The following is a 26,742-nucleotide window of genomic DNA, read 5'->3' on the forward strand; positions in this document are numbered from 1 at the left end:
GTCGGGGGAGGGGGAGCGGCGCCGGGGAACACCGACGTGGAGGAGCCGGTGGTGGATCCGGCGGAGGACGACGCATCGACCGCCACCGGGTCGTCCGGTGCGGACACGACGGGGGCGGTGAGCACCACCGCCGTGGCGAGCGACGTCACCGCCAGGGCGGGACCCATCCTCGGGAGGCGACGGCGCGGCGACCCGGAGCGGTCGGGCCGGGCGGCGGTGCGGGGGCGGTGGGCAGGAGCGCCGGACGGCCGGTGGTGCATGCGGGTCCTCGTCGAAGATCACGATCCGTTATCGGAGGAAGACTAACCGTGTTCGCGCCGCCGCGGAAGGTCACCGCTGCGAGGAGGCCCACCCACCCGGCCGGGGTGCCCGGGCGTGCGCGGGCCCGTGGCGGGCAGCATGGACCCGGCAGCATGGAACCGACCGCACCCACCACGGACCCCGAGGAGCACGCCGCCCGTGAGCGACGTCTGGCTCAACATCGTCATGGTCGTCGTCTTCGTCCTCATCGGCGGAGCCTTCGCCGGAGCCGAAATCGCCCTGGTCTCGCTCCGCGAGGGGCAGGTGCGCACCATGGCCGAGCAGGGCCGCCGGGGTCAGGCGGTGCAGCGCCTGCTCAGCGACCCGAACCGCTTCCTCGCCGCGGTCCAGGTCGGCGTCACCCTGGCCGGCTTCTTCTCCGCGGCGTTCGGTGCCAGCACCCTGGCCGAGCCGCTCGCGGACGTGCTTCAGGACGCGGGGGTCGGCGAGGGGCTGGCCGGCACCCTGGCACTGGTCCTCGTGACCATCGCCATCAGCTACGTGTCGCTGGTGGTCGGCGAGCTGACCCCGAAGCGGCTGGCCCTCCAGCGCGCCGAGGGCTTCTCGCTGGTCGTGGCCGCACCGCTGAACGCGATCGCCACGCTGTTCCGCCCGATCATCTGGCTGCTGTCGAAGTCCACGAACCTCATGGTCCGGCTGCTCGGCGGCGACCCGAAGGTGAGCGGTGAGTCGATCAGCCAGGAGGAGCTGCGGGACCTCGTGGCCGCGCACGAGTCGCTGAGCAGCGACGAGCGCCGGCTCATCGACGAGGTGTTCCGCGCCGGCGAGCGCGAGGTGCGCGAGGTCATGACGCCGCGCACCGAGGTGCACTTCCTCGAGGCCTCGATGACCGCGAGCCGCGCCGCGAAGCTGGTCGCGGAGTCGAACTGGTCGCGCTTCCCCGTGGTCGGTCGCGACCAGGACGACGTCGTCGGCTTCGTGCACGTGCGCGACCTGTTCCTGCCCACCCACCCGGCGGGGCGGGCGGCGACCGTCGGTGACCTCGCCCGGGAGGTCACCCGGCTCCCCGGCACCGCCGCGGTCCTGACGGTGCTCAGCGAGATGCGCCGGGACAACCAGCACCTGGCGATCGTCGTCGACGAGTACGGCGGCACCGACGGGATCGTCACCCTCGAGGACCTCATCGAGGAGGTCATCGGGGAGATCTACGACGAGTACGACGAGGAGGCCGCCCCCCAGGACCGGCCGGCCCCCGACGCGCCGCGCGACGTCGACGGCCTGCTCAACCTGGACGACTTCGCCGACGCGACCGGGCTGCGGCTGCCCGAGGGGCCCTACGAGACGGCCGCCGGGTACGTCCTCGCCGAGCTCGGCCGCCTGCCCGGGGTGGGGGACGCCGTGGAGATCGAGGGCCGCCGCGTCGAGGTGCTGGAGCTCGACGGCCGCCGGATCGCCCGCCTGCGGGTCGCCCCGCCGCCGGCGTCCGAGGAGCCCGAGGACTCCCCGGACGCGACCGCGAGGAGCTAGGCCCGGCGTGCCCGGGCGACTTCCCAGGCGTCCCGCACGATCCCGACCAGGTCGGTGTGCTTCGGCGCCCAGCCGAGGTCGGCGCGGATGCGGTCGCTGGAGGCCACCAGCTGGGCCGGGTCGCCGGCCCGCCGTTCCCCGACCGTGACCGGGATCGGGTGACCGGTGACGGTGCGGGCGGCCTCGACGACCTCCTGCACCGAGAAGCCGGTGCCGTTGCCCAGGTTGTAGATGCGGTGCTCGCCGGCCGCCGGTGCGGGAAGCGCGAGCAGGTGGGCGTCCGACAAGTCCTCGACATGCACGTAGTCGCGGATGCACGTGCCGTCGGGGGTCGGGTAGTCCTGGCCGTACACGGTCAGCGACTCCCGCTGCCCCGCCGCCACCTGCAGGGCGAGGGGGATGAGGTGGGTCTCGGTGGCGTGCCGCTCGCCGAGCCCGTAGGCGGCGCCGGCGACGTTGAAGTACCGCAGGCTCACCGCGGCGAAGCCGTGGGCGACGGCGTACGAGGTGAGCATGTGGTCGACGGCGAGCTTGGAGGCGCCGTAGGTGTTGGTCGGCCGGGTGGGCGCGTCCTCGCGGATCGGCACCTGGTCCGGTTCGCCGTAGGTGGCGGCGGTGGAGGAGAAGACGATCCGGCGGCAGTCGACGGCGCGCATCGCCTCCAGCAGCGCGAAGGAGCCGCCGACGTTGGTGTGCCAGTAGTCCTCGGGCTGCTGCTGCGAGACGCCGACCAGCGACTTGGCCGCGAAGTGCAGCACCGCCTCGGGCCGGACCTCGGCCAGCACCGGTGCCGAGTCGTGCAGCGACACCTCCGCGAGGGCGGCACCCTCGGGGACGGCGTCCGCGTGCCCGGTGGAGAGGTCGTCGAGGACGGTCACCTCGTGGCCACGGGCGAGCAGGGCCGCGGTCACTACGCTGCCGATGTAGCCGGCGCCGCCGGCGACGAGTACGCGCATGGGGCACAGACTAGAAGGACGGCCCCGGCGGGAGGTGGAGGATCTGGTGGTCAGTGCCCGACCGGCGGTGCAGTCGCTCCCGGCGTACCGGCCCGGCCGCAACCCGGCCGACCTCGCCCGCGAGATCGGTGTCGAGCGGGCGGTGAAGCTGGCCAGCAACGAGGTGGCCTTCCCGCCGCTGCCCGCCGTCGTCGAGGCGGTGACCACCGCGGTCGCGGGCAGCAACCGGTACCCCGACAACGGCGCCGTCGTCCTCACCACGGCGCTCGCGCAGCGGTACGGCGTCGACCCGGCTCAGGTCGCCACCGGCTGCGGGGCGGTGGCCATCTGCCAGGAGCTCGCCCAGGCATACAACGACCCGGGCACGAGCATCGCCTTCGCGTGGCGGTCGTTCGAGATGTACCCGCTGCTGGCCCGCGTCGCGGCCGCCCGGGCCGTTCAGGTGCCGCTGGCCCCCGGCCGCCCCGGCGGCTCGCCGGACACCCACGACCTCGCGGCGCTCGCGGACGCGATCGACGAGTCCACCCGCCTGGTCTTCGTCTGCAACCCGAACAACCCGACGGGCACGGCGGTGCGCCGCCCGGAGCTGGAGCGCTTCCTCGACGCGGTGCCGGCCGAGACCCTGGTGGTCCTCGACGAGGCCTACCGCGAGTTCGTCACCGACCCGCAGGTCCCCGACGGCGTCGAGCTGATGCGCGGCCGGCCCAACGTGGCGGTCCTGCGCACGTTCTCCAAGGCCTGGGGCCTGGCCGGGCTGCGCGTCGGCTACCTGCTGGCCGAGGACCCGGCGGTCGCCGAGGCGGTGCGCAAGACCCACCTGCCGTTCAGCGTCGGCATGGTCGCGCAGGCGGCGGCGGTCGCGGCGCTGGCCAGCGAGGACGAGGTGCGCGCCCGGTGCGCCGCCGTCGTCACCGAGCGCGAGCGGCTGACCGCCGCCCTGCGGGACCGGGACCTGGCGGTCGCCGACAGCCAGGCCAACTTCGTCTGGCTGCCCACGGGCGAGCGGACGGCGGAGCTGGCGGCCGCGCTGGAGTCCCGCGCGGTGATCACCAGGCCCTTCGCCGGGGAGGGCATCCGGGTCACCGTGGGCACGCCCGAGGAGGACGACGTCTTCCTGGCCGCGCTCGACGACGCCCTGGCGGCCACGGTCCGCTGACCAGCCCCGACCGGGTGACCGCGACGGCCGGAGGTGTGGCGGAACGGGGGAGCCCGGAACGAACCCCGCTCCCGGCTGGTTTGATGGCCGACGTGGCTCTTCCCCGCGTGCTGTCCGGCATCCAGCCGACGGCGGACTCCTTCCACCTCGGCAACTACGTCGGTGCCCTCCGCCAGTGGGTGAGCATGCAGGAGGACCACGACGCCTTCTACTGCGTCGTCGACCTGCACGCGATCACCCTCGAGCAGCCCGACCCGGCCGTGCTGCGGCAGCGCACCCTGGTGTCGGCCGCGCAGCTGCTCGCCCTGGGGGTGGACCCCGCACGGAGCACGCTGTTCGTCCAGAGCCAGGTGCCCGAGCACGCCCAGCTCGCGTGGGTGCTGCAGTGCCTCACCGGCTTCGGGGAAGCCAGCCGGATGACGCAGTTCAAGGACAAGAGCACCCGCGAGGGCGCCGGGCCGACGTCGGTGGGGCTGTTCACCTACCCGGTGCTCCAGGCGGCGGACATCCTGCTGTACCAGGCCGACCGGGTGCCGGTGGGGGAGGACCAGCGGCAGCACCTCGAGCTCACCCGCGACCTGGCCGGGCGGTTCAACGGCCGCTACGGCGAGACCTTCACCCTCCCCGAGGCCTACATCCCGGCCGGCGCGGCGAAGATCCTGGACCTGCAGTCGCCGGACAAGAAGATGAGCAAGAGCCTGCCGCCGGCGGGCTGCGTCAACCTCCTGGACGACCCGAAGGTGACCGCGAAGAAGATCCGCTCCGCGGTCACGGACACCGGTCGGGAGATCGTCGCGGACCCGGAGGGCAAGCCGGGTGTCACCAACCTCCTGACCATCCACTCCGCCTTCTCGGGGCGCAGCACGGCCGAGCTCGAGGAGCACTTCGCCGGCCGCGGCTACGGCGACCTGAAGAAGGAGCTGGCCGAGGTCGTCACCGACGCCCTCGCCCCCGTGCAGCAGCGCACGGCCGAGCTGCTGGCCGACCCGGCCGAGCTCGAGCGCCTGCTCGCCGCGGGCGCGGCCCGGGCCCGCGCGGTGGCCGGTCGCACCCTGGCCGAGGTCTACGAGCGGGTCGGCTTCCTGCCACCAGCGGGGCCGGTGGCATGAACGACGACACCTTCGTCGGCCGGCTGGGGACGCCACCGGAGACGGCCCTGCTCGGGGTGATCGTGCCGATCCCCGAGCCGTGGGCGGCGCTGCTCGTCGACTGGCGCTGCAAGGTCGGCGACCCCCAGGCGAGGCTCGTGCCGCCGCACGTGACGCTGCTCCCGCCGACGGAGGTCCCGGTCGCCGACCGCGACGCCGTCTCCGAGCACCTGGCCCGCGTCGCGGCCGCGCACCCGCCGTTCGACATGCACCTGGCCGGCACCGGCACCTTCACCCCCGTCTCCGACGTCGTCTTCGTGACCGTGGCCCGGGGGATCGGCAACTGCGAGCTCCTGGCCAACGACGTCCGCCGGGGCCCCCTCGACCGCTCGCTGTCCTTCCCGTACCACCCGCACGTGACCGTCGCGCACGACGTGCCCGGCGACATGCTGGAGCTGGCCTACTGCGGGCTGCAGGACCTCTCCGCCGAGTTCCGCGTGGAGCACTTCACCGAGTTCGAGCAGACGGCGGCCGGGGTCTGGGAGATCGCGCGCGAGTACCCGCTGACCGGTCCCGGACGCTGAGGACCCTGCGCGTGGGCCGGGCAGGCCCCAGACTCGGGCGGTGAGCTCGACCTCCACCCGTGCGACCCCCGATGCGGAGGTGCCCGACCGGAAGGGGTGGCCGGCGCGCGCGTGGGACCGCGTCGAGGGCACCGTCGGCGCCGCCCGGCGGCGCTCGCCCGCGCTCGACCACCTGGCGCGGGCCGGTGGCCGGTACCAGCGGACGCAGGGCGACCTCATGGCCGCGGGCGTCACCTACTTCGCCTTCCTCGGCCTGTTCCCCGTCCTCCTCCTGGTGGCCTCCGTCATCGGCCTGGTGCTGGCCGGTGACGAGCTCCTCCAGCGCGAGCTCTACGACGCCATCCGTGCGGCCTTCCCGGGCAGCACGGGGGAGGACGTCGTCGCTGACCTGCGCGGGGCGGTCGGTTCCGCCGAGGTGGTCGGCGCGATCGGGCTGGTCGGCTTCGTCTACGCCGGCCTGCGGGCGATGGACAAGCTGCGCATCGGCATGGAGCGCACCTGGAAGGGCCACGCCGAGGAGCCCGAGTTCCTCCGCGACAACCTCCAGGACCTGCTCGCGCTGGTGCTGCTCGGGGCGGTCGGCCTGGCCAGCCTCGGGCTGACCGGCGTCGCCACGACCGCGACGTCATGGGCGCTCGGCGTGCTCGGGCTCGAGGACGTGGCCGGCCTCGCGGTGCTCACGACCGTGCTGAGCCTGGCGCTGGCCTTCCTCGGCGACGTCGTCGTCTTCCTGTGGCTGCTCAAGGTGGTGCCCGCCACCCCGCACCCGGTGCGCCGGCTCCTGCCCGGGGCGCTGTTCGGCGCGGTCGGCTTCGAGGTGCTGAAGCTGATCGGGAACCTCTACCTCTCGCTGATCTCCGGGAGCGTGACCGCCTCGGCGTTCGGGGGCGCCGTCGGGATCCTCGTCTGGATCAACGTCGTCTTCCGGTTCGCCTTCTTCACCGCCGCCTGGACCGCCACCCTGCCGGCGGTGGAGGCGGCCGCCGGGCCGGGCGGCGACGCGGACCCACCGCCGCGCTGACCCGCCGGGGACGCCGCCGGAGGTGAGGTGCGACACGGCCCCCGGGGCGGTGCGGCCCCGATCGGCGAGGGGTTCGCAACGATCGGGTCTCAGTCCGTGCGAGAGGTTGTGGCGGGCTCGGTCCGCGCGGTTAGCGTCCGGGGTCGTGCACCCTCGCCGGCCGCTCGCCGGTCGGTCCGGGTGCACGCGCACCCCACCACCGGGAGACCTGCCACGAGCGGTGCCTCCCCCCAGAAAAGGAGATCGTCTTGCGCCGAGCGCGGATGACGAAGGCCGCGGCGCTGCTGCTGGCCGGCAGCCTGGCCCTGGCGGCCTGTGCCAGTGACGAGGAGCCCACGGCCGGCGGCGAGAGCGGCGGCGGCAGCGGTTCGGAGGGTCCTCAGGTCGGTCTCGCCTACGACGTCGGCGGCCGCGGCGACCAGTCCTTCAACGACTCGGCCTACGCCGGCGTCGAGGCCGCCATCACGGCGCTGGACGGTGACGTCCAGGAGTTCAGCCCGAACGACGACGGCTCCGACCGCGTCGAGGGCCTGGCCAACCTGGCCGAGGCCGGCTACGACCCGGTCATCGGCGTCGGCTTCGCCTACGCCGAGACGATCGCCGAGGTCGCCGAGGAGTTCCCGGACACCACTTTCGCCGTCGTCGACTCGTCGGTGGCCGAGATGGGCCTGGAGAACGCGACCGGCCTGCTGTTCGCCGAGGAGCAGGGCTCCTTCCTCGCCGGCGTCGCCGCCGCGCTCAAGTCGGAGACCGACCACGTCGGCTTCGTCGGCGGCGTCGAGATGCCGCTGATCCAGAAGTTCGAGGCCGGCTTCACGGCCGGCGCCCAGGCGGTCAACCCGGACATCCAGGTCGACGTCGAGTACATCTCGCCCGCCGGTGACTTTTCCGGCTTCGGCGACCCGGCCCGCGGCCAGATCCTGGCCCGCAGCATGTACGACGCCGGCGCGGACATCGTGTTCCACGCGGCGGGCGGCTCGGGCAGCGGCGTCTTCCAGGCGGCCGCCGAGACGGGCAACCGCGCGATCGGCGTCGACTCCGACCAGTACCAGACGGTCGACGACCCGGCGCTGCAGGCGGTCATCATGACCTCGATGCTCAAGCGGGTGGACAACGCGGTGGAGGGCTTCATCACCGACTACTCCGAGGGCACCGTCGAGGGTGGCGTCGACCTCCTCTACGACCTCGAGAGCGACGGCGTGGGCCTGGCCACCTCGGGTGGGCAGATCGACGACATCCAGACCCAGATCGAGGACTACCGCCAGCAGATCATCTCCGGCGAGATCACGGTCCCGTCGACCCCGTGAGGCATGGTGCGCCGGTCGGGACCCCCGGCCGGCGCACCGGTACGACCCTCCGACGGCGGGTCCGGGCGTGCTGCCCGGGCCCGCCGTCGTGGTGGACGGGGTCCACCCCGCAGCGGGGGGCGCGCTCCCGGTCGGGGCGGGGGTGCGACATCATGCGCAGGGCGGGTGGCCGCACCCCGGTCGCCCCGCCCGACCACCGGTGCGCCGGGGGGACGACGACCGGACCGGCGCAGTCCCCGGTGCGCCGGAACGTGACCAGTGCCGCCCGCGCGGCGACCGGAACAGAGAGGCCCACCCATGGCCCAGGCTCCAGCAGCCGGTGCCGAGCAGCCCGACGGCGGGGCGGCGCGGTCGCCGTACGCGGTCGAGCTGCGCGGGATCACCAAGCGCTTCCCCGGCGTCGTCGCCAACAAGGACATCGAGCTGTCCGTCCGGCGCGGGCAGGTGCACGCGATCGTCGGTGAGAACGGCGCGGGCAAGTCCACGCTGATGAAGACGCTGTACGGCGAGCACCGCCCGGACGAGGGCACGATCCTCGTCGACGGCCGCCCCGTGCAGTTCCGCAGCCCGGCCGACGCGATCGCGGCGGGCATCGGCATGGTGCACCAGCACTTCATGCTGGCCGACAACTTCACGGTGCTGGAGAACGTGGTCCTGGGCAGCGAGCCCCGCAAGGGCGGCCGGCTGGACCGCGACAGCGCCCGCCGCCGGATCGAGGAGATCTCCGAGCGGTACGGCCTCGGGCTGCGCCCCGACGACCTGGTCGAGGACCTCGGCGTCGGTGACCGGCAGCGGGTCGAGATCGCCAAGGTGCTGTACCGGAACGCCCGGACGCTGATCCTCGACGAGCCGACCGCCGTCCTGGTGCCCCAGGAGGTCGACGAGCTGTTCGGCAACCTGGCGGAGCTCAAGCGCGAGGGCCTCACCGTCATCTTCATCTCGCACAAGCTCGACGAGGTCCGCAAGGTCGCCGACGCCATCACCGTGATCCGCCGGGGCACCACCGTCGGCGACGCCGACCCGCGCACCACCACGGCCAAGCAGCTCGCCGAGATGATGGTCGGCGCCGAGCTGCCGACGCCGGAGCTGCGCAGCTCCACCGTGCGCGAGACCCCGGTGCTCCGCCTGCAGGGCGTCACCGTGGCCTCCGACGCCGGCCGGCCGCTGGTCGACGCCGTCGACCTCACCGTCCGCGAGGGCGAGGTCGTGGGCATCGCCGGCGTCGAGGGCAACGGCCAGGCCGAGCTCGTCGAGGCGGTCATGGGCCTGCGCTCGCTGGCCGCCGGCAGCGTGCACCTCGGGGACGAGGACATCAGCGGGTGGACCACCCGCTCCCGCCGCGAGGCCGGCATCGGCTTCATCCCCGAGGACCGCCACCGGCAGGGGATGCTGCTGGACGCCCCGCTCTGGGAGAACCGGATCCTCGGCCACCAGACCCGCCCGCCGGCCGCGAAGGGGCCCTTCATCGACCGCAAGGGCGCCCGCAGCGACACCGAGCGGATCATGCGGGACTACGACGTCCGGGCGCCCGGCCCCGACACCCTCGCCGTGGCCCTCTCCGGCGGTAACCAGCAGAAGCTGATCGTCGGCCGCGAGATGAGCGCCACGCCCCGGCTGCTGATCGCCGCCCACCCCACCCGTGGGGTCGACGTCGGCGCGCAGTCGGTCATCTGGGAACTGCTCAAGGACGCCCGCGGCGAAGGGATGGGCATCGTGCTGGTGTCGGCCGACCTCGACGAGCTGATCGGGCTCTCCGACACGCTGCACGTCATGCTCCGCGGCCGCCTGGTGGCCACCGTGGACCCGCGCCAGGTCACCCCCGAGGAGCTCGGCGGCCACATGACCGGCGCCCGGACCGCGGCGGGTGCCGCGTGAACCGCCTGCGGAGCACGGGTCTGGCCCTGCTGGGCCCGGCCCTGGCCGTCCTCGTCGCGCTGGTGATCTCGGCGCTGGTCATCGCGCTCATCGGCGAGAACCCGCTGCGCGCGCTGCAGGTCATGACCGACCTCGGCGACGCGCCCTCGCAGCAGGTGCAGTCGATCGTGGTGATCCTCAACCGCGCCGTCCCGCTGTTCCTGGCCGGGCTCGCGGTGTCGATCGCCTTCCGCATGGGGCTGTTCAACATCGGCGTGGAGGGGCAGTACCGGCTGGCCACCATCGTCGCCGCCGCCGTGGGTGCGGCCGTGGCGCTGCCCGGCCCGCTGCACCTCCTGCTGGTCATCGTGGTCGCCATGGCGGTCGGTGCGCTCTGGGCCGGCATCGTGGGCGTGCTCAAGGTGACCCGCGGCGTCAGCGAGGTCATCAGCTCGATCATGCTGAACTTCATCGCGCTCGGGCTGGCGTCCTACCTGCTCACCGGCCCGTTCCGGGGAAGCCCGGAGGGGGCGTCGATCATCACCACGACGCCGCTGCCGGAGTCGGCCTGGTTCCCGGGGCTCAACGGCCTGCTGGGTGCCTTTGGGCTGGCCGAGCCGCGCACGGAGCTGTTCGGCTTCCTGGTGGTCGCGATCGTCGTGGGCGTCGCGATCGCCGTGCTCATCCAGCGCACCCGCTTCGGCTTCGACCTGCGGGCCACCGGCATCTCGGCCTCGGCCGCGACCGCGAGCGGTGTCGACGCCCGCCGCATGGTGGTCACCACGATGCTGCTGTCCGGCGCCGTCGCGGGCCTGATCGGGCTGCCCGACCTGCTCGGCGACGCCCGCGCCTTCGGCACCGAGTTCACCGCCGGGCTGGGCTTCCTGGGCATCGCCGTGGCGCTGCTGGGCCGCAACAACGTGCTGGGCATCGCGCTGGCCGCGCTGCTGTTCGCGTTCCTCGACCGCGCCGCCCTGCCGCTGCAGTTCGCCGACATCCCGGCGTCGGTGGTCACGATCATCCAGGGCACGATCGTGCTCGCCGTCGTCATCGCCAACGAGATCGCCCGCCGGCTGGCCCTGCGCTCGGCCGAGCGCGCCGGCGCCGAGGCCACCGGCGCGCCCCCGGACCCCGGTGGCAGCGCGGACCCCGGCGGCCCCGGCCCCGGCACCGGGCCCGACGGCGGGCACCGCGTCCGCACCGGCGTTCCCGGCTCTTCCGAGGAGGCGCGCGCATGACCACCGCGACCCCGGCCGGTGGCAGCACCGCCACCCGGCCCAGCCGCGGCCCGCTCACCGACCGGCTCACCGGCGGGAGCCGGGGCAGCCGGATCCTGTGGCTGGTCGTCGGCCTGCTGTTCGTCTTCTCCGTCACCCGGGCCATCTCCGGTGAGGAGGCGCTGACCTCGTCCTCCACGATGCGGGCCGCGCTGCTGCTGGCGGTGCCGATCGGGCTGGCCGCGCTGGGCGGGCTCTACTCCGAGCGCGCGGGCGTGGTCAACATCGGCCTCGAGGGCATGCTCATCCTCGGCACCTGGGGTGCGGGCTGGGCGGGCTGGCAGTGGGGCTGGGTGGGCGCGATCATCGGCGGCACCGTCTTCGGCGCCATCGGCGGGCTGCTGCACGCGATCGCCACGGTGACCTTCGGCGTCGACCACGTCATCTCCGGTGTCGCGATCAACATCCTCGCCGCCGGCGTCGTCCGGTTCCTGTCCGAGCTGGTGTACGTCCAGGGCACCGGCGGCGGGCCGACGCAGTCGCCGTCGGTCGGCGGTGACCCGCCCAGCTTCTCGATCCCGGTGCTCTCCTCGGGCCCCGACCTGCTCGGCGACCTGGAGGACACCGGCTGGTTCCTGCTCAGCGACCTCGCCGGTGTGCTGCGCGGCCTGACCAGCGGCCTGGGCGTGGTCACGCTGCTCGCGATCCTGCTGGTCCCGATCAGCTACCTCATCCTGTGGCGCACGGCCTTCGGGCTGCGGCTGCGCTCCTGCGGCGAGAACCCCGCGGCGGCCGACTCCCTCGGTGTGCCGGTGTACCGGATGAAGTACATCGCGGTGATCATCTCCGGTGCGCTGGCCGGCCTCGGCGGTGTCTTCCTCGTCTTCGTCGCGGGCATCTACCGCGAGGGCCAGACCGGTGGCCGCGGCTTCATCGGCCTCGCCGCGCTCATCTTCGGCAACTGGCGCCCGGGCGGGCTGGCCGCCGGCGCCGGGCTGTTCGGCTTCTCCGACGCCCTGCAGCTGCGCAGCCGGACGGCGGTGGTCGCGCTGCTGCTGCTGGTCGCGCTGCTGCTGGTCGGTGTCGCCGTCTACCAGGCGCTGCGGCGCCGCTGGCTGCCGGCGGTGCTGTCCGCCGTCGTGGCGGCGCTCGCGCTCGCCGCGTTCCTCAGCGTCGACGAGCTGCCCGACGGCATCGTCTTCTTCACCCCGCACCTGACCACGCTGCTGGTCCTCTCGCTGGCCTCCCAACGGCTGCGCATGCCCAAGGCCGACGGGCTGGTCTACCGACGAGGAGAACACTGATGGAGCCCGACTGGGACGCCCTGCGGGCCGCGGCCCGCGAGGCGATGACGCACGCCTACGCGCCCTACTCGATGTTCCCCGTCGGCGTCGCCGGGCTGGTGGACGACGGCCGGGTCGTCACCGGCTGCAACGTGGAGAACGCCTCGTACGGGCTGGGCCTGTGCGCCGAGTGCGGCATGGTGAGCGACCTGGCCCGCACCGGTGGCGGCCGGCTGGTCGCCGTCGCCTGCGTCGGCGGGGACGGGCAGCCGCTCATGCCCTGCGGCCGCTGCCGCCAGCTGCTGTGGGAGCACGGCGGCGCCGACATGCTCATCGAGACGGTGTCGCTGGGCATCGTGCCGATGCGCGAGGTGCTGCCCGACGCCTTCGGCCCCGACGACCTGACGGCTGCCGCCGCGCGGTCTGCCGAGGGCGCTGCCGCCGCCGAGCGGGGGCAGGGCTGATGGCCGGGCACGACGCGATCGACGTCATCCGCGCCAAGCGGGACGGCGTCCCGCTCACCGCCGAGCAGATCCGCTGGGTGATCGGCGCCTACACCGGCGGCCAGGTCCCCGACGAGCAGATGAGCGCGCTGCTCATGGCGGTGTTCTTCCGCGGGATGAGCGCCGACGAGCTCGCCGTCTGGACGCAGGCGATGATCGACTCCGGCGAGCGCAAGGACCTCTCGGCGCTCGGCCGGCCGACGGCCGACAAGCACTCCACCGGCGGGGTCGGCGACAAGATCACCCTGCCGCTCGCGCCGCTCGTCGCCGCCTGCGGGGTGGCGGTGCCGCAGCTCTCCGGCCGGGGCCTCGGCCACACCGGGGGGACCCTGGACAAGCTGGAGGCGATCCCCGGCTGGCGGGCGGACGTGCACGAGGAGGCCTACCTCGCGCAGCTCCGCGACGTCGGCGCGGTCATCTGCGCGGCCGGCCACGACCTGGCCCCGGCCGACAAGCTGCTCTACGCCCTCCGCGACGTCACGGGCACCGTCGAGTCGATCCCGCTCATCGCCAGCTCGATCATGAGCAAGAAGATCGCCGAGGGCGCCGACGCGCTGGTCCTCGACGTCAAGACCGGCTCGGGTGCGTTCATGAAGGACGCCGACGACGCCCGCACGCTGGCCCGCACGATGGTCGGCCTCGGCGAGGCCGCCGGGGTGCGCACCGTGGCCCTGGTGACGGCGATGGACCGGCCGCTGGGCCGTGCCGCGGGCAACGCCGTGGAGGTCGCGGAGTCGGTGGAGGTGCTCGCCGGGGGCGGGCCCGCCGACGTCGTCGAGCTCACCCTCGCCCTGGCCCGGGAGATGCTGGCCGGGGCCGGCCGGGACGACGTCGACCCGGCCGACGCGCTGGCCGACGGGCGGGCCATGGACGTGTGGCGGCGCATGATCGCCGCGCAGGGCGGCGACCCCGACGCCCCGCTGCCGCAGCCGGTCGAGCGGCACGTGGTGACCGCGCCGGCCGACGGCACGCTCACCCGCCTGGACGCCTACGCCCTGGGCGTCGCCGCCTGGCGCCTGGGCGCCGGCCGGGCCCGCAAGGAGGACCCGGTCTCGGCGGCCGCGGGCATCACCTGGACCGCCGGCGTGGGGGAGCGGGTGACCGCTGGCCAGCCGCTGCTGGAGCTGCAGACCGACGACGCCGACCGCATCCCGCGGGCGCTCGAGGCGCTCGAGGGCGCCGTCGGCGTCGACACCGCCGACGAGGTGCTCCCGCTGGTCCTCGACCGCATCACCGCAGGGGCGTAGGGGACACTCGACTCTCGTGCAGAAGGACTCCCTCCTCCCCACCACTCGCACGCTCGCGGCGGGCCCCGAGAGGGAGCCGCTGGACCCGGACGCGGCCATCTCCATCCGCGGCCTGGTCAAGCGCTACGGCGACCGCGCGGCCGTCGACGGCCTGGACCTCGACATCCGCCGCGGGGAGATCTTCGCGCTGCTGGGCCCGAACGGGGCCGGGAAGACGACGACGGTCGAGATCTGCGAGGGCTACCGCGACCGGGACGCCGGCGAGGTGCGCGTGCTCGGGGTCGACCCCGCGCGGGGCGGCCGCCGCTGGAAGGCCGAGCTGGGCATCGTGCTGCAGTCCGGCGCCGGCGACAGCCAGCTGTCGGTGCGCGAGCTGCTGGCCGCCCAGGCCTCCTACTACGCCGACCCCCGCGACCCCGACGAGGTGCTGGAGCTGGTCGGGCTCACCGAGAAGGCCGGGGCCCGTGGCCGCACCCTCTCCGGCGGTCAGCGGCGCCGGCTGGACGTGGCGCTCGGCATCGTCGGCCGGCCCCGGCTGCTCTTCCTCGACGAGCCGACCACCGGGTTCGACCCCGAGGCGCGCCGCCAGTTCTGGTCGCTGATCCGCTCCCTGCGCGAGCTGGGCACCACGATGCTGCTCACCACCCACTACCTCGACGAGGCCGAGGAGCTGGCCGACCGCGTCGGGGTCATCGCCCACGGCCAGCTCGCCGAGGTCGCCGTCCCCACCGCTCTCGGTGGTCGCGGCACCGCGCCCGCCGTCGTCAGCTGGACCGAGGGTGGCGCCCGGCGCACCGCCGAGACCGCCACCCCCACCGCGTTCGTCGCCGAACTCGCCGCCCGCTTCCCCGGCGAGGTGCCCGACCTCGCGGTCAGCCGGCCCACCCTCGAGGACGTCTACCTCAAGATGATCGGGGACCGCTCGTGAGCACCACCGCACCGGAGCGCGCCGCCCTGCCCTCGGTCGCCCGGGTATCCCGCACCCGCGCCGGGGTCGAGCTCAAGGAGTTCTTCCGCCAGCGCGAGTCGGTCGTCTTCACGCTGGTCTTCCCGGTCATCCTCCTGCTCGGGCTCGGCGCGGTCCTCGACTACGACCTGGGTTCCGGCGTCGACTTCCCGCAGTACTTCATGGCGGGGGTCATCGCCGCCGGCATCGTCGGCGCCAGCCTGCAGAACATGGCGATCCACATCGCCGGGGAGCGCTCCGACGGCACGCTCAAGGCGCTGGCCGGCAGTCCGATGCCCAAGAGCGCCTACTTCGTCGGCAAGGTCGCGCAGGTCGTCGCGGTGACGATCGCGACGCTCCTCCTGCTCCTGGTCGTCGGCGTCCTCGTGTTCGGCATCGACCTGCCCACGGGTGCGGACTGGGTGACCTTCGCCTGGGTCACCGTGCTGGGGGCGGCGGCCTGCACCCTCCTCGGCATCGCCGTCTCCTCGCTGGCCCGCAACTCCCGCTCGGCCTCGGCCACGGTCACGCCGATCGCGCTGGTGCTCGAGTTCATCTCCGGCGTCTTCATGCCCTTCGACCAGGTACCCGGGTGGCTGCAGGACGTCGCCGCGGTCTTCCCGGTGAAGTGGCTGGCGCAGGGCCTGCGCTCGGTGTTCCTCCCCGACTCGCTCGCGGCCCGGGAACCGGCGGGCTCGTGGGAGCTGGGCACGGTCGCGGTGGTGCTCGCGGTGTGGTGCGTGCTGGGCCTGCTGCTCTGCATCCGCACCTTCCGCTGGCAGGACCGCTGAGCGATGACATCGTCGTCCTCCGGACGACACCGCGGCCAGCGGCCGTCCCCCTGGTGCGCTGAGCCCTTCCGTCGTCCCTGCGCGGAGGCCTCCGGCCCCCACTCGGGACGACACCGCGGCCAGCGCCGTCCCCCTGGTGCGCTGAGCCCTTCCGTCGTCCCTGCGCGGAGGCCTCCGGCCGCCACTCGGGACGACACCGCGGCCAGCGGCCGTCCCGGCGGTGGTGAGCCGCTGCGTCGCACCTGCGCGAACCCCTCCGGGGCCCACTCGGTGTGACAGGTAGCGTTCCTCCGTGCCTGCACCGCTGAACGCCGAGAACGTCCGCCGCGCCCCGAAGGTCCTGCTGCACGACCACCTGGACGGCGGGCTGCGGCCGCAGACGGTCCTCGACCTGGCCGACGAGGTGGGCTACGGCGAGCTCCCGGCGTCGGACCCGGCGTCGCTGGGGCGCTGGTTCCGCGAGGCGGCCGACTCCGGTTCGCTCGTGCGGTACCTGGAGACCTTCGCGCACACGGTCGCCGTGATGCAGACGCCCGACGCCGTGGCACGGGTGGCCCGGGAGTGCGCGCTCGACCTCGCCGCCGACGGCGTGGTCTACGCCGAGGTGCGCATGGCGCCCGAGCTGCTCACCGGCGGCATGCCGCTGGAGGCGGCGGTCGAGGCGATGCTCGACGGCTACGCCCGGGGCAGCCGGGAGGCCGCCGCGGCGGGCACCCCCATCCGCGTCGGCACGCTGCTGTGCGCCATGCGCCAGGAGGACCGCTGGGAGGAGGTCGCCGACCTGGTCGTCCGGTACCGCGACGCCGGCGTCGTCGGCTTCGACCTCGCCGGCCCGGAGGACGGGTTCCCGCCCGACCGCATCCCCGCCGCGATCGCCCTGCTGGACCGCGCCGGGGCGCACCGGACAGTGCACGCCGGGGAGGCCGCCGGCATCGCCAGCATCGTGGCCGCGCTCGACGGCGCCGGGGCCGAGCGCCTCGGCCACGGCGTGCGGATCGCCGACCAGGTCGCCGCGGACGGCACCCTCGGCCCGGTCGCGCAGCGGGTCCGGGACGCGCAGGTGCCCCTGGAGGTCGCGCCGTCGTCCAACGTGCAGACCGGCGCCTACCCCTCGCTGGCCGAGCACCCGGTGGACCGCCTGCACCGGCTGGGCTTCGCCGTCACGCTGAACACCGACAACCGCCTGATGAGCGGGGTGTCGCTGACCAGCGAGGTCACCGACGTCGCGACGACGCACGGCTGGACGTGGGACGACGTGCAGGCGGTCACCGAGCGCGCGCTCACCGGCGCGTTCCTGCCGGACGACGAGCGCCGGCGGCTGCTGGACGACGTCGTCCGCCCCGGGTACGCCGCGCTGCGGGGCTGACCCCGTGGACGTCCTGCTCGCCGAGGCGACCGGGCAGTCGTGGGGCCGGCTGGCCGACCTGGGGGTCGCCTTCGCGCTGTCGGCGCTCATCGGGTTCGAGCGCGAGCTGCGGCACAAGGCGGCCGGCCTGCGCACGCTCACCATCGTCGGGTTCGCCGCGGCGCTGTTCATGGTCATCAGCCGGGCGGAGTTCGGCGACTCCCGCATCGCCGCCCAGGTCGTGTCCGGGCTGGGCTTCATCGGCGGCGGGCTGATCTTCGTCCGGCGCGACGCCGTCCGGGGGCTGACCACCGCGGCCATCGTCTGGCTCACCGCGGCGGTCGGGATGGCCGCGGGGGCGGGGCTGTGGGCGTACGCCGTCGTCGCCACCGCGGGGCACCTGCTCATCGCCTACGCCTTCACCCCGCTGGCCCGCCGGCTCTCGGGCCGGGCCGCGCACAGCTACCCGCTGGTGCTCACCTACCGGGACGGCGAGGGCGTGCTGCGCCGGGCCCTGGCCGAGTGCACGGAGCAGGGCTTCACGGTGCGGGACCTGGAGACGGCGCTCGAGGCCCAGCGGCGCAGCGGCGTCCCGCAGGCGACGGTGCGGCTCACGCTGGAGGGCGCCGGGCCGGTGACGGCGCTCGCCGCCCGGCTCGCCGACCTCGAGGGGGTGCTGGCGGTCTCGGCCGGCCGGGACGAGGACGCGGACTGATCCGTCCGGGGTGGGAACCGTCACCCCCGTTCGCAGGAATGGCGTCGTGATCTCCGCTGCTACGGTAGGAGCACCGGCACAGGGCCGGTCATCCTCCCGGACGGTCGGTCCGGGAACGAGCGCATCCGTGCAGATCCGGCGCCCTCCTGGGCGCAGCTGATCGCCAAGTGAGGACACCGGCACTCGCCGGGGCTCTCCTCTTCCACGGGACGCGCTCCGAGCAGTATCGGAGCCCCACCCCGCATGACGTTGATCCACCCTGCCCCGATCGAGTCGAACGAGGGCGACACCACCTCCGTCCAGGCGCCCGAGGCGCCGGCCGGCCCCACCTTCGGCCAGCTGGGTCTGCCCCAGCAGCTGGTGACCGCGCTCGAGCGGCGCGGCATCCGCCACCCGTTCGCCATCCAGACCTCGGCCCTGCCCGACGCGCTCGCCGGGCGCGACGTCCTCGGCAAGGCCGCCACCGGCTCGGGCAAGACCCTGGCCTTCGGCCTGCCGCTGCTGGCCCGCATCGGCGCCGAGGTGAAGCACGGCCGCCGTGCCCCGCGCGGCCTGGTGCTCGTGCCCACGCGCGAGCTGGCCCAGCAGGTGCACGACAACCTCGCCCCGCTCGGTCAGGCCATCGGCGTGCACGTGGCCACCGTCTACGGCGGCGCGCCGATGTACCGCCAGATCCAGCAGCTGCGTCGAGGCGTCGACGTCGTCATCGCCACCCCCGGCCGGTTGCAGGACCTGATCGGCCAGGGCGAGGCCGCCCTCGACCAGGTCGTGGTCACCGTCCTCGACGAGGCGGACTTCATGGCCGACCTCGGCTTCCTGCCGGTGGTCAAGGAGCTGCTCGACCAGACGGCGGCTGACGCCCAGCGCCTGCTGTTCTCCGCCACGCTGGACGGCGAGGTCGACGCCCTGGTGCGCCGCTACCTCAAGGACCCGGCCCGGCACGAGGTCAAGCGCCCCGGCGACGACGCCCCGCCGGCCGAGCACCGCGCGTACACGCTGGCCTTCCGCGACAAGGTCGCGCTGACCAAGGAGATGGCCCGGCGGCCGGGCCGGACGATCATCTTCGTCCGCACCCAGCTGGGTGCCGACCGGCTCACCGAGCACCTGCTCGAGGCCGGGGTCAAGGCGGCGGCCATCCACGGCGGCCTGCCCCAGTCGGCCCGCAAGCGGGCGCTGGAGGCGTTCACCGACGCCCGCTCGCCGGTGCTCGTGGCCACCGACGTGGCCGCCCGCGGCATCCACGTCGACGACGTCTCGCTGGTCCTGCACTACGACCCGCCGGCGGACTCGAAGACCTACCTGCACCGGTCGGGCCGCACCGCTCGCGCGGGTGCCGCCGGTGTCGTGGTGTCGCTGCTGCTGCCCGACCAGGTCGGCCAGTCGAAGCGGCGCTTCCGCCAGGCCAAGGTCGACCCGGCGCTGCGCCGGATCACCCCGGGCGACCAGGAGATCGCCGAGCTCGTCGCCAGCGGCGTGCACGTCGAGCCGGTCGAGCGCCCGGTCCGCGACTCGCGTCGCTCCGGTGGCCCCGGGGGCCGTCCGCGCCGCGACGGGGACCGGCCCGGTGGCGGCTCCCGCGGGGGCCCGCGGCGCTCGTACGGCGACCGCAACCGCTCCGGCGGCGAGCGGTCCGGCCGGCCCGGCGGCGGTGACCGCCGGTTCGGCGGCGAGCGCTCGGGTCGCCCCCCGCGCCACAGCTGAGCGAGCGAAGGCCCGTCCCGGATCCCCGGGGCGGGCCTTCGCCGTCCCTGCTAGCCGCGGTGGACGAGCGCGCCGCCGACCGCGGCCACGACCTCGTCCCAGTCGGTGCGCAGCCGGGCCGCCTCCGCGGCGTCGATCGGCTCCTCGGGCTGCCGGTCGGCACGAGTCAGCGCCCGGCCCAGCGGGGCCGCAGGCGCCAGCAGCTCCTCCACCCGGGCCAGCCCCGCGTACTCGGCGAGGTCGCGCACGCCCTCGGCCGGCTGGACGAGGGCGCGGTGGGGGACCAGCCCGGCGGCGCCGTCGGCGACCTCGGCCAGCACCTCGGAGAGCTCGGTGAGGTCGTAGCGGTCCTGCTCGGTCGGCAGCGGCGGCGTGTCGGTGTCGGCGACCTCGGGCCAGGAGGCGATCTCGAGCAGGTCGTGCCGCTCGTCGGAGGCGCAGAAGCGCGCCAGGTCGGCGGGGGTGTCGAAGAGGAACACCTCGCCGTCGCGGCCGAGGAAGCGGGCGACGTCGTCGACGTAGCAGCGCAGCGTCACCCCGGCGCCCCCGGGGGCGACGATCTCGACCGGCAGGATGCCGACGGCCTCCCAGAACTCCGCGGCGGCGGCGACCTCGGCGGGGGAGGCGGTGACCCGGCTGCCGCGCGCGATCGTGCTGACCCCCGGGCCGCCGGGCGCGGAGGCGGCGGTCGCGCCCGCGGGCTCGGCGGCGGCGACGTCGACCTGCTCGGGGAGCTCGTCGTCCTCGGCCGGCTCGTCGGTGGCCTCGGAGGCCGACGGGTACTCCTCGACCGTGGCGGTTCCGCCGCCGGTCCAGTCGAAGTGGTCGGAGAGCTCCTCGACGACGTCCTCCCACAGCTCGTCGAAGACGCTGCCGACGCCGATCCAGGCGTCCTCGCCGGACCGCCCGGCGAAGGCCTCCACGCCCAGCCCCAGCGAGCCGATCTCCGGCTTGGCGGCGAACTCGGCGACGGCCTCGAACTCCTCCTCGTCATCCTCGTCGGTGGTGTCCAGGCACTCGGCCAGGCGGCTGACGATGTCGACGGTCGCGGCGAGCTCCTCCACCGCCCACCGGTCGGGGTTCTCGGCGGCGATGTCGTACACGCCGTCGAGGTCGTACCGGTGGTCGTCGTCGGGGGTCAGGTCGGCCGCGCCGAGCCCCGAGACGACCGGCCACACCGGGTGGTCGGCGAGGTCGTGGTCGGTGCGCGTGCGGCAGAAGGCGGCGAGTTTCGCCGGCGTCGGGAAGAGGTGGACCGTCGCGGTGTCGTCCTCGGTCGTCCCGAGGAACGCCTGCCACTCCTCGCCGTCCTCCTCCCACGGCGGAGCCCACAGGGTGTACCCCGTGCGGTCGTCGAGGGTCAGTGCGATGGGGACGATGCTGGGCCTGGCCACCCGCCCATCCTGCCCTGTCGGCCCGGAGGCGCACCTCCGGGCCGGACCGGCGTCCTCAGAGGTTGATCATGTGGCCGGCGAGGCCGTGGATGGCCTCCTGCAGCCCCTCGCTCAGCGTCGGGTGGGCGTGCACGTTGCGGGCCAGCTCGGTGGCGGTGAGGTCCCACTTCTGGGCGAGCGTCAGCTCGGGGAGGAGCTCGGTGACCTCGGGGCCGACGAGGTGGCCGCCGAGCAGCTCGCCGTAGGTCTCGTCGGCGATCAGCTTGACGAAGCCGCCCGGCTCGGCGAGGCCGTGGGCCTTGCCGTTCGCGGTGAACGGGAACTGGGCGACCTTGACCTTCCAGCCGCGCTCGTCGGCCAGCTCGCGGGCCTGGGCCTCGGTGTAGCCGAAGCTGGCGACCTGCGGGGAGCAGAAGGTGGCCCGCGGCATCATCACGTAGTCCAGCTCCATCGTCTCCGCGCCGGCGATGGTCTCGGCGGCGACGACGCCCTGGGCCTCGGCCACGTGCGCGAGCATGAGCTTGGCGGTGACGTCGCCGATGGCGTAGACGTGCGGCACGTTGGTGCGCATCCGGTCGTCGATGGCGATCGCGCGGACGCGGTCGGTCAGCTCCACGCCGAGCTTCTCCAGGCCGTAGCCGTCGACCCGGGGCTGGAAGCCGATCGCCTGCATGACCTTGTCCGCGTGCAGCTCGCGGCTGCCCTTGGCGTCGGAGACGGTGACGGTGACCTGCTCGCCGGTGTCGTCGATGCGCTCGACCTTGGTGGAGGTGAGCACCTCGACGCCGAGCTTGCGGTAGGCCTTCGCCAGCTCCTTGGAGACGGCGGCGTCCTCCAGCGGGAGCACCCGGTCGGCGTACTCGACGATGGTGACCTGCACGCCGTAGTTGCGGAGCACGAAGGCGAACTCGACGCCGATCGCGCCGGCGCCGGCGATGATGATGCTCTTCGGCAGCTCCCGGCTGAGGATCTGCTCCTCGTAGGTGACCACCCGCTCGGAGAGCTCCGTGCCCGGCAGGAACCGGGTGTGCGCCCCGGTCGCGATGATCACGTTCTCGAAGGTGACGGTCTCCTCGCCGCCGGCGTTGAGCGCGACCTGCAGGGTGTGCGGGTCGGTGAAGGTGCCCCGGCCGTCGAACTCGGTGATCCCGTTCTTCTTCATCAGGAAGTGCACGCCCTTGACCCGGCCCTCGGCGACCGTGCGGCTGCGGTCGAAGGCGGCGCCGTAGTCGAAGGAGACCTCGCCGGAGATGCCGAAGGTCTTCGCCTCGTCGCGCACCAGGTGGGCGAGCTCGGCGTTGCGCAGCAGCGCCTTGGACGGGATGCACCCGACGTTGAGGCAGACCCCGCCCCAGTACTGCGACTCGACCACCGCCACGCTCTTGCCGAGCTGGGCGGCGCGGATGGCGGCGACGTACCCACCGGGGCCGGCACCGAGGACGACGACGTCGAAATGAGGCACGCGGCGAGGGTAGTGCGACCGCGGCCGGTGACCTTCCGAGAGGTCACCGGCCACCGATCACAGGCCCATCGGATGCCAGGAGAAGGACCCCTGGAAGGACCCCGTCCCTCTCACCGTTCGCAGGCTCACGGCGAGCCTCCGGACGGGGCCATCCGAACCGTTCGCAGGCTCGCGGCGAGCCTCCGGACGGGGCCTCACACGCCCATCGGATGCCAGACCGTTTTGGTCTCGAGGAAGGGGGTCATGCGGGAGAGGCCGGGGTCGGCGGTCCAGTCCGGTTCGGTGGCCGGCGGGCGGACGACGCGCTTGATGGTGCCCGCGGCCTCCCGTTCGAACTCCATCGCCCGGCCGGTCGGGGCGCCGGTGAGGTCGATGGCGTCCACGTCGGCGTGCTCGGCCAGCCACGGGCCCAGCTCCTCGGCGGCGCCGGTGAGCAGGTTGACCACGCCACCGGGGACGTCGCTGGTCGCCAGCACCTCGCCCAGGGTGACGGCCGGGATCGGCCGCTCCTCGGAGGTGACGACGACGGCGGTGCAGCCGGTGGCGAGCACCGGCGCGAGCACGCTGACCAGCCCGAGCAGGCTGGACTGCTGCGGCGCGAGGACGGCGACCACGCCGGTCGGCTCGGGGAGGCTGAAGTCGAAGTAGGGGCCGGCCACCGGGTTGGCCCCGCCGAGGACGGACGCGAGCTTGTCGGTCCACCCGGCGTACCAGACCCAGCGGTCGATGGCGGCGTCGACGGCGGCGCGGGCCTTCGACGACGACAGCCCCTCGCCGGCCGCGACCTCCTCGCAGAACTGGACGTGCCGGCCCTCCATCACCTCGGCCACCCGGTAGAGCACCTGGCCGCGGTTGTAGGCGGTGGCGCCCGACCACTTCGGGAAGGCGGCGCGGGCGGCGACCACGGCGTCCCGGGCGTCCTTGCGGGAGGCCCGGGAGATGTTGGCCAGGAAGTGCCCCTTGGCGTCGGTGACCTCGTAGGTGCGGCCGCTCTCCGAGCGCGGGAAGGCACCGTTCACGTAGAGCTTGTAGGTCTTCCGGACGGCGAGCCGGTCGTTCCCGATCACTGGTCAGCACCCTTCAGGTACGCGGCCAGCCCGTGCCGGCCGCCCTCGCGGCCGTAGCCGGACTGCTTGTAGCCGCCGAAGGGCGACGTCGGGTCGAACTTGTTGAAGGTGTTGGCCCACACGACGCCGGCGCGGAGCTGGTCGGCGATCTTGAGGATCCGCGACCCCTTCTCGCTCCAGATGCCCGCCGACAGCCCGTAGGTGGAGTTGTTCGCCTTGGCGACCGCCTCGTCCGGCGTGCGGAAGGTGAGCACGCTCAGCACCGGGCCGAACACCTCGTCGCGGGCGATGCGGTGCGCGGGGGAGACGTCGGTGAAGACCGTCGGCGGGAACCAGTAGCCGCGCGCGGGCAGCTCGCAGGCCGGCTGCCACCGCTGGGCGCCCTCGGCTTCCCCGATGTCGGACAGCTCCCGGATGCGGGCGAGCTGCTCGGCGGAGTTGATCGCGCCGATGTCGGTGTTCTTGTCCAGCGGGTCGCCGACGCGGAGCGTGCCGATCCGCCGCTGCAGGCTGGCGATGACCTCGTCGTGGATCGACTCCTGCACCAGCAGCCGGGAGCCCGCGCAGCAGACGTGCCCCTGGTTGAAGAAGATGCCCTGGACGATGCCCTCGACGGCCTGGTCGACCGGGGCGTCGTCGAACACGATGTTCGCCGCCTTGCCGCCGAGCTCGAGGGTGAGCTTCTTGCGGGTGCCGGCGACGGCGCGGGCGATCGACCGGCCCACGTCGGTGGAGCCGGTGAACGCCACCTTGTCGACGTCGCCGTGCTCGACGACCGCCCGGCCGGTGTCCCCGGCGCCGGTGACGATGTTGACCACGCCGGCGGGGAGGTCGGCCTGGCGGCAGACCTCCGCGAACAGCAGCGCGGTGAGCGGCGTGGTCTCGGCCGGCTTGAGGACGACGGTGTTGCCGGTCGCGAGCGCCGGGGCGACCTTCCACGCCAGCATGAGCAGCGGGAAGTTCCACGGGATGACCTGACCGGCCACGCCGAGCGGCTTCGGGGCCGGCCCCAGGCCCGCGTGCTCGAGCTTGTCGGCCCAGCCCGCGTGGTAGAAGAAGTGCGCCGCGGCGAGGGGGACGTCGACGTCGCGCGACTCGCGGATCGGCTTGCCGTTGTCCAACGACTCCAGGACGGCGAACTCCCGCGCCCGCTCCTGCAGCAGCCGGGCGATGCGGAACAGGTACTTGCCGCGGTCGGCGGGGCGCATCGGGCCCCAGACCTTCTCGAAGGCCCGGCGGGCGGCTCGGACCGCGCGGTCGACGTCGGCCTCGCTCGCGGTGGAGACCTCGGTGAGGACCTCCTCGGTGGCCGGGTTGACCGTCTTGAAGGGCTCGCCGGTGCCGTCGACGAACTCGCCGTCGACGAAGAGGCCGTAGGACGGCGCGATGTCCACGATCGACCGCGACTCGGGGGCGGGCGCGTACTCGAAGACAGGGGTGGGTCGGGCGGGTGTGGTCATCGTTGCTCAGTCCACCGTGACGTAGTCGGGGCCGGAGTAGTGGCCGGTGCGCAGCTTCTGCCGCTGCAGCAGGAGGTCGTTGAGCAGGCTGGAGGCGCCGAAGCGGAACCAGTCGGGGTCCAGCCAGTCGGGGCCGGCCGTCTCGTTGATCATCACGAGGTGCTTGACGGCGTCCTTCGTCGTCTTGATCCCGCCGGCGGGCTTGAAGCCGATCTGGCGGCCGGTGGCGATGCGGAAGTCGCGGACCGCCTCGAGCATCACCAGGCCGACCGGCAGCGTGGCCGCCGGGGTCACCTTGCCGGTGGAGGTCTTGATGAAGTCGCCGCCGGCGAGCATCGCGATCCAGCTGGCGCGGCGGACGTTGTCCAGCGTCTTCAGCTCGCCGGTCTCGAGGATGACCTTGAGGTGCGCGTCACCGCACGCCTCCTTGACCGCGACGATCTCCTCGTAGACGTCGAGGTAGCGGCCGGTCAGGAAGGCGCCGCGGTCGATGACCATGTCGATCTCGTCGGCGCCGTTGTCCACGGCATCCCGGACGTCGGCGATCTTCACCGAGCGGCTGGCGCGCCCGCTGGGGAAGGCGGTGGCGACGGCGGCGACGTGGATGCCGGTGCCCTCGAGCGCCTCCCGGGCCACGCCGGCGAGGTCGCCGTAGACGCAGACGGCGGCGACCTGCGGGCAGCTCGGGTCCGACGGGTCGGGCTGCCGGGCCTTGGCGGCCAGGCTGCGCACCTTCCCCGGGGTGTCGGCGCCCTCGAGGGTGGTGAGGTCGACCATCGAGATGGCGGTGTCGATCGCCCACGCCTTCGAGGTGGTCTTGATCGACCGGGTGCCGAGCTGGGCGGCACGCGCCTCGGCGCCGACCTGGTCCACGCCGGGCAGGCCGTGCAGGAAGGCGCGGAACGCCGCGTCGGAGCGGGTCACGTCGTCGTACGGCGGCAGCGGCGCGTGCACCGCGGGGGTCGCCCCGGGCAGCGCGTCGGGCTCGAGCACGTGGGTCATGGCGGCCATTCTCCACTGGCGGCGCCCCCCGCCCGACCCCGCTCACCCTGCAGGAGCAGGGGGTGGCACGTCGGGGGCGGCGGCGCACCGACTGCGCCGCCGTTCGCGCCCCCCGGCGAGGGCCCTGTGGTCACCGGCCTCGGATGACCGGTCGCCCCTCTCACCGAAGGTGCAGCGTCGCCGGCAAGACCCTCGCCGCGACTGTGGACAGCCGTTTGACCTGCGCTTTCATGTCGCGAGCAGCGGTCATCTGCGGTATTGTTCGTACATGTGTTCGACAGGTGGAGGCGGGGCGGTGGGCCGGTTGGCCGCCGCGCTGGACGACCTGTCCGCCGAGGAGCTGTCCGGCCGGTTCGGGTCGCAGCTGATCGAGCAGCTGGGGGCGCTGCTCACCGCGTCGAACCGGCTGGCCGCGCAGGTGGCGCGCCGGGTGCGGGAGTGCGAGCTCACCCAGGCCGCCGAGCTCGACGGCAAGGCCTCGATGGCGTCCTGGCTGCGCGGGCACGCGCTGTTCTCGACCGGGGCGGCGTCCCGGCTGGTGCGCTCGGGTCGGGCACTGGCCGAGCTGCCGGCGGTGGCTGCCGCGTTCGCCGCCGGGGCGGTCACCGCCGAGGCGGTGGTGGTGATCGCCGCGGTAGCGACCCCGGGCAACCTGGCCGCCGCCGCGGCCCAGGACGTCGACCTCGCCGGGGTGGATCAGGCGCTCGCCGAGGTGGCCGCCAGTCGGCCGCACGCCGAGCTGCGGCAGGTCGTGCGCCACTACCTGGCCCGGCTGGACCCCGACGGGCCCGAGCCCGACCCGACCGAGGGCCGGTCGCTGACCTTCACCCGGCACGCCGACGGGTCCATGTCCTT

23 protein-coding genes are annotated in these 26,742 nt (G+C 74.0%); 17 read left to right on the forward strand and 6 right to left on the reverse strand.

What is annotated here, in order from left to right; translation table 11 throughout:
• Positions 1–459 precede the first annotated feature (459 nt).
• Entirely contained in the window at positions 460–1,788 is a 1,329-nt protein-coding gene (locus E9529_RS15280; protein ID WP_236832009.1) for a hemolysin family protein, read from the forward strand.
• On the opposite strand, the gene galE is transcribed toward E9529_RS15280, so the two are convergent.
• Positions 1,785–2,744 (reverse strand): UDP-glucose 4-epimerase GalE, encoded by a 960-nt coding sequence (galE, locus tag E9529_RS15285; RefSeq protein WP_236832010.1) that lies wholly within the window; start codon positions 2,742–2,744, stop codon positions 1,785–1,787. The two genes, E9529_RS15280 and galE, sit on opposite strands and share 4 nt — an antisense overlap.
• 46 nt (positions 2,745–2,790) lie before the next feature.
• Between galE and hisC the strand changes: the two genes are divergently transcribed.
• The 15 genes from hisC to E9529_RS15360 all read left to right on the forward strand — a co-directional run bounded on the left by hisC (position 2,791) and on the right by E9529_RS15360 (position 19,502).
• The gene (gene hisC, locus E9529_RS15290; protein ID WP_236832011.1) at positions 2,791–3,900 is read left to right on the forward strand and encodes a histidinol-phosphate transaminase; all 1,110 of its coding nucleotides are present in this window, start codon (positions 2,791–2,793) and stop codon (positions 3,898–3,900) included.
• An 83-nt stretch (positions 3,901–3,983) separates the two neighbouring features.
• Positions 3,984–5,009: a tryptophan--tRNA ligase gene (gene trpS / locus E9529_RS15295; RefSeq protein ID WP_236832013.1), complete on the forward strand. Its 1,026-nt coding sequence runs from the start codon at positions 3,984–3,986 to the stop codon at positions 5,007–5,009.
• Entirely contained in the window at positions 5,006–5,572 is a 567-nt protein-coding gene (locus tag E9529_RS15300; protein WP_236832014.1) for a 2'-5' RNA ligase family protein, read from the forward strand. Before trpS ends, E9529_RS15300 begins: the two co-directional genes overlap by 4 nt.
• 40 nt (positions 5,573–5,612) lie before the next feature.
• A complete protein-coding gene (locus E9529_RS15305; RefSeq protein ID WP_236832016.1) occupies positions 5,613–6,593 on the forward strand; it encodes a YihY/virulence factor BrkB family protein in 981 nt (326 codons plus the stop codon).
• A gap of 248 nt (positions 6,594–6,841) precedes the next feature.
• Positions 6,842–7,900, forward strand: a complete 1,059-nt coding sequence (locus E9529_RS15310; protein WP_236832018.1) for a BMP family protein — start codon at positions 6,842–6,844, stop codon at positions 7,898–7,900.
• Between the two features lie 297 nt (positions 7,901–8,197).
• A complete protein-coding gene (locus E9529_RS15315) occupies positions 8,198–9,775 on the forward strand; it encodes an ABC transporter ATP-binding protein (RefSeq protein ID WP_236832020.1) in 1,578 nt (525 codons plus the stop codon).
• Positions 9,772–10,992: an ABC transporter permease gene (locus tag E9529_RS15320; RefSeq protein ID WP_236832021.1), complete on the forward strand. Its 1,221-nt coding sequence runs from the start codon at positions 9,772–9,774 to the stop codon at positions 10,990–10,992. Before E9529_RS15315 ends, E9529_RS15320 begins: the two co-directional genes overlap by 4 nt.
• Positions 10,989–12,275 (forward strand): ABC transporter permease, encoded by a 1,287-nt coding sequence (locus E9529_RS15325; RefSeq protein ID WP_236832023.1) that lies wholly within the window; start codon positions 10,989–10,991, stop codon positions 12,273–12,275. Before E9529_RS15320 ends, E9529_RS15325 begins: the two co-directional genes overlap by 4 nt.
• A complete protein-coding gene (locus tag E9529_RS15330; RefSeq protein ID WP_236832024.1) occupies positions 12,275–12,718 on the forward strand; it encodes a cytidine deaminase in 444 nt (147 codons plus the stop codon). The genes E9529_RS15325 and E9529_RS15330 overlap by 1 nt, the downstream gene beginning before the upstream one ends.
• A complete protein-coding gene (locus E9529_RS15335; protein WP_236832025.1) occupies positions 12,718–14,004 on the forward strand; it encodes a thymidine phosphorylase in 1,287 nt (428 codons plus the stop codon). Before E9529_RS15330 ends, E9529_RS15335 begins: the two co-directional genes overlap by 1 nt.
• Before the next feature lie 16 nt (positions 14,005–14,020).
• Complete coding sequence (locus E9529_RS15340) at positions 14,021–14,932, forward strand: ABC transporter ATP-binding protein (RefSeq protein ID WP_236832026.1); 912 nt, start codon at positions 14,021–14,023, stop codon at positions 14,930–14,932.
• A complete protein-coding gene (locus E9529_RS15345; protein ID WP_236832027.1) occupies positions 14,929–15,741 on the forward strand; it encodes an ABC transporter permease in 813 nt (270 codons plus the stop codon). Before E9529_RS15340 ends, E9529_RS15345 begins: the two co-directional genes overlap by 4 nt.
• A gap of 292 nt (positions 15,742–16,033) precedes the next feature.
• Positions 16,034–17,107 (forward strand): adenosine deaminase, encoded by a 1,074-nt coding sequence (locus E9529_RS15350; RefSeq protein WP_236832028.1) that lies wholly within the window; start codon positions 16,034–16,036, stop codon positions 17,105–17,107.
• 4 nt (positions 17,108–17,111) lie between these two features.
• Complete coding sequence (locus E9529_RS15355; RefSeq protein WP_236832029.1) at positions 17,112–17,801, forward strand: MgtC/SapB family protein; 690 nt, start codon at positions 17,112–17,114, stop codon at positions 17,799–17,801.
• Positions 17,802–18,044: 243 nt separating this feature from the next.
• Complete coding sequence (locus E9529_RS15360; RefSeq protein ID WP_236832030.1) at positions 18,045–19,502, forward strand: DEAD/DEAH box helicase; 1,458 nt, start codon at positions 18,045–18,047, stop codon at positions 19,500–19,502.
• A 50-nt stretch (positions 19,503–19,552) separates the two neighbouring features.
• Here the strand turns inward: E9529_RS15360 and E9529_RS15365 are convergent, their stop codons facing one another.
• From E9529_RS15365 to deoC, 5 genes are all read right to left on the reverse strand, one after another.
• Positions 19,553–20,896, reverse strand: a complete 1,344-nt coding sequence (locus E9529_RS15365) for a hypothetical protein (RefSeq protein ID WP_236832031.1) — start codon at positions 20,894–20,896, stop codon at positions 19,553–19,555.
• 55 nt (positions 20,897–20,951) lie between these two features.
• Positions 20,952–22,358 carry a dihydrolipoyl dehydrogenase gene (gene lpdA / locus E9529_RS15370; protein ID WP_236832032.1) on the reverse strand — a complete coding sequence of 469 codons (1,407 nt, stop codon included), beginning with the start codon at positions 22,356–22,358 and terminating at the stop codon, positions 20,952–20,954.
• A gap of 194 nt (positions 22,359–22,552) precedes the next feature.
• Entirely contained in the window at positions 22,553–23,425 is an 873-nt protein-coding gene (locus E9529_RS15375; RefSeq protein WP_236832033.1) for an aldehyde dehydrogenase family protein, read from the reverse strand.
• Positions 23,422–24,885: an aldehyde dehydrogenase family protein gene (locus E9529_RS15380; RefSeq protein ID WP_236832034.1), complete on the reverse strand. Its 1,464-nt coding sequence runs from the start codon at positions 24,883–24,885 to the stop codon at positions 23,422–23,424. The genes E9529_RS15375 and E9529_RS15380 overlap by 4 nt, the downstream gene beginning before the upstream one ends.
• A 6-nt stretch (positions 24,886–24,891) precedes the next feature.
• Positions 24,892–25,887, reverse strand: a complete 996-nt coding sequence (gene deoC, locus E9529_RS15385) for a deoxyribose-phosphate aldolase (RefSeq protein WP_236832035.1) — start codon at positions 25,885–25,887, stop codon at positions 24,892–24,894.
• A gap of 268 nt (positions 25,888–26,155) precedes the next feature.
• Here deoC and E9529_RS15390 point away from each other — a divergent pair.
• On the forward strand, positions 26,156–26,742 hold a 587-nt coding region (locus E9529_RS15390), incomplete at its 3' end, for a DUF222 domain-containing protein (protein ID WP_236832036.1).

Source organism: Blastococcus sp. KM273128, assembly GCF_021698975.1.
Taxonomy (GTDB): domain Bacteria; phylum Actinomycetota; class Actinomycetes; order Mycobacteriales; family Geodermatophilaceae; genus Blastococcus.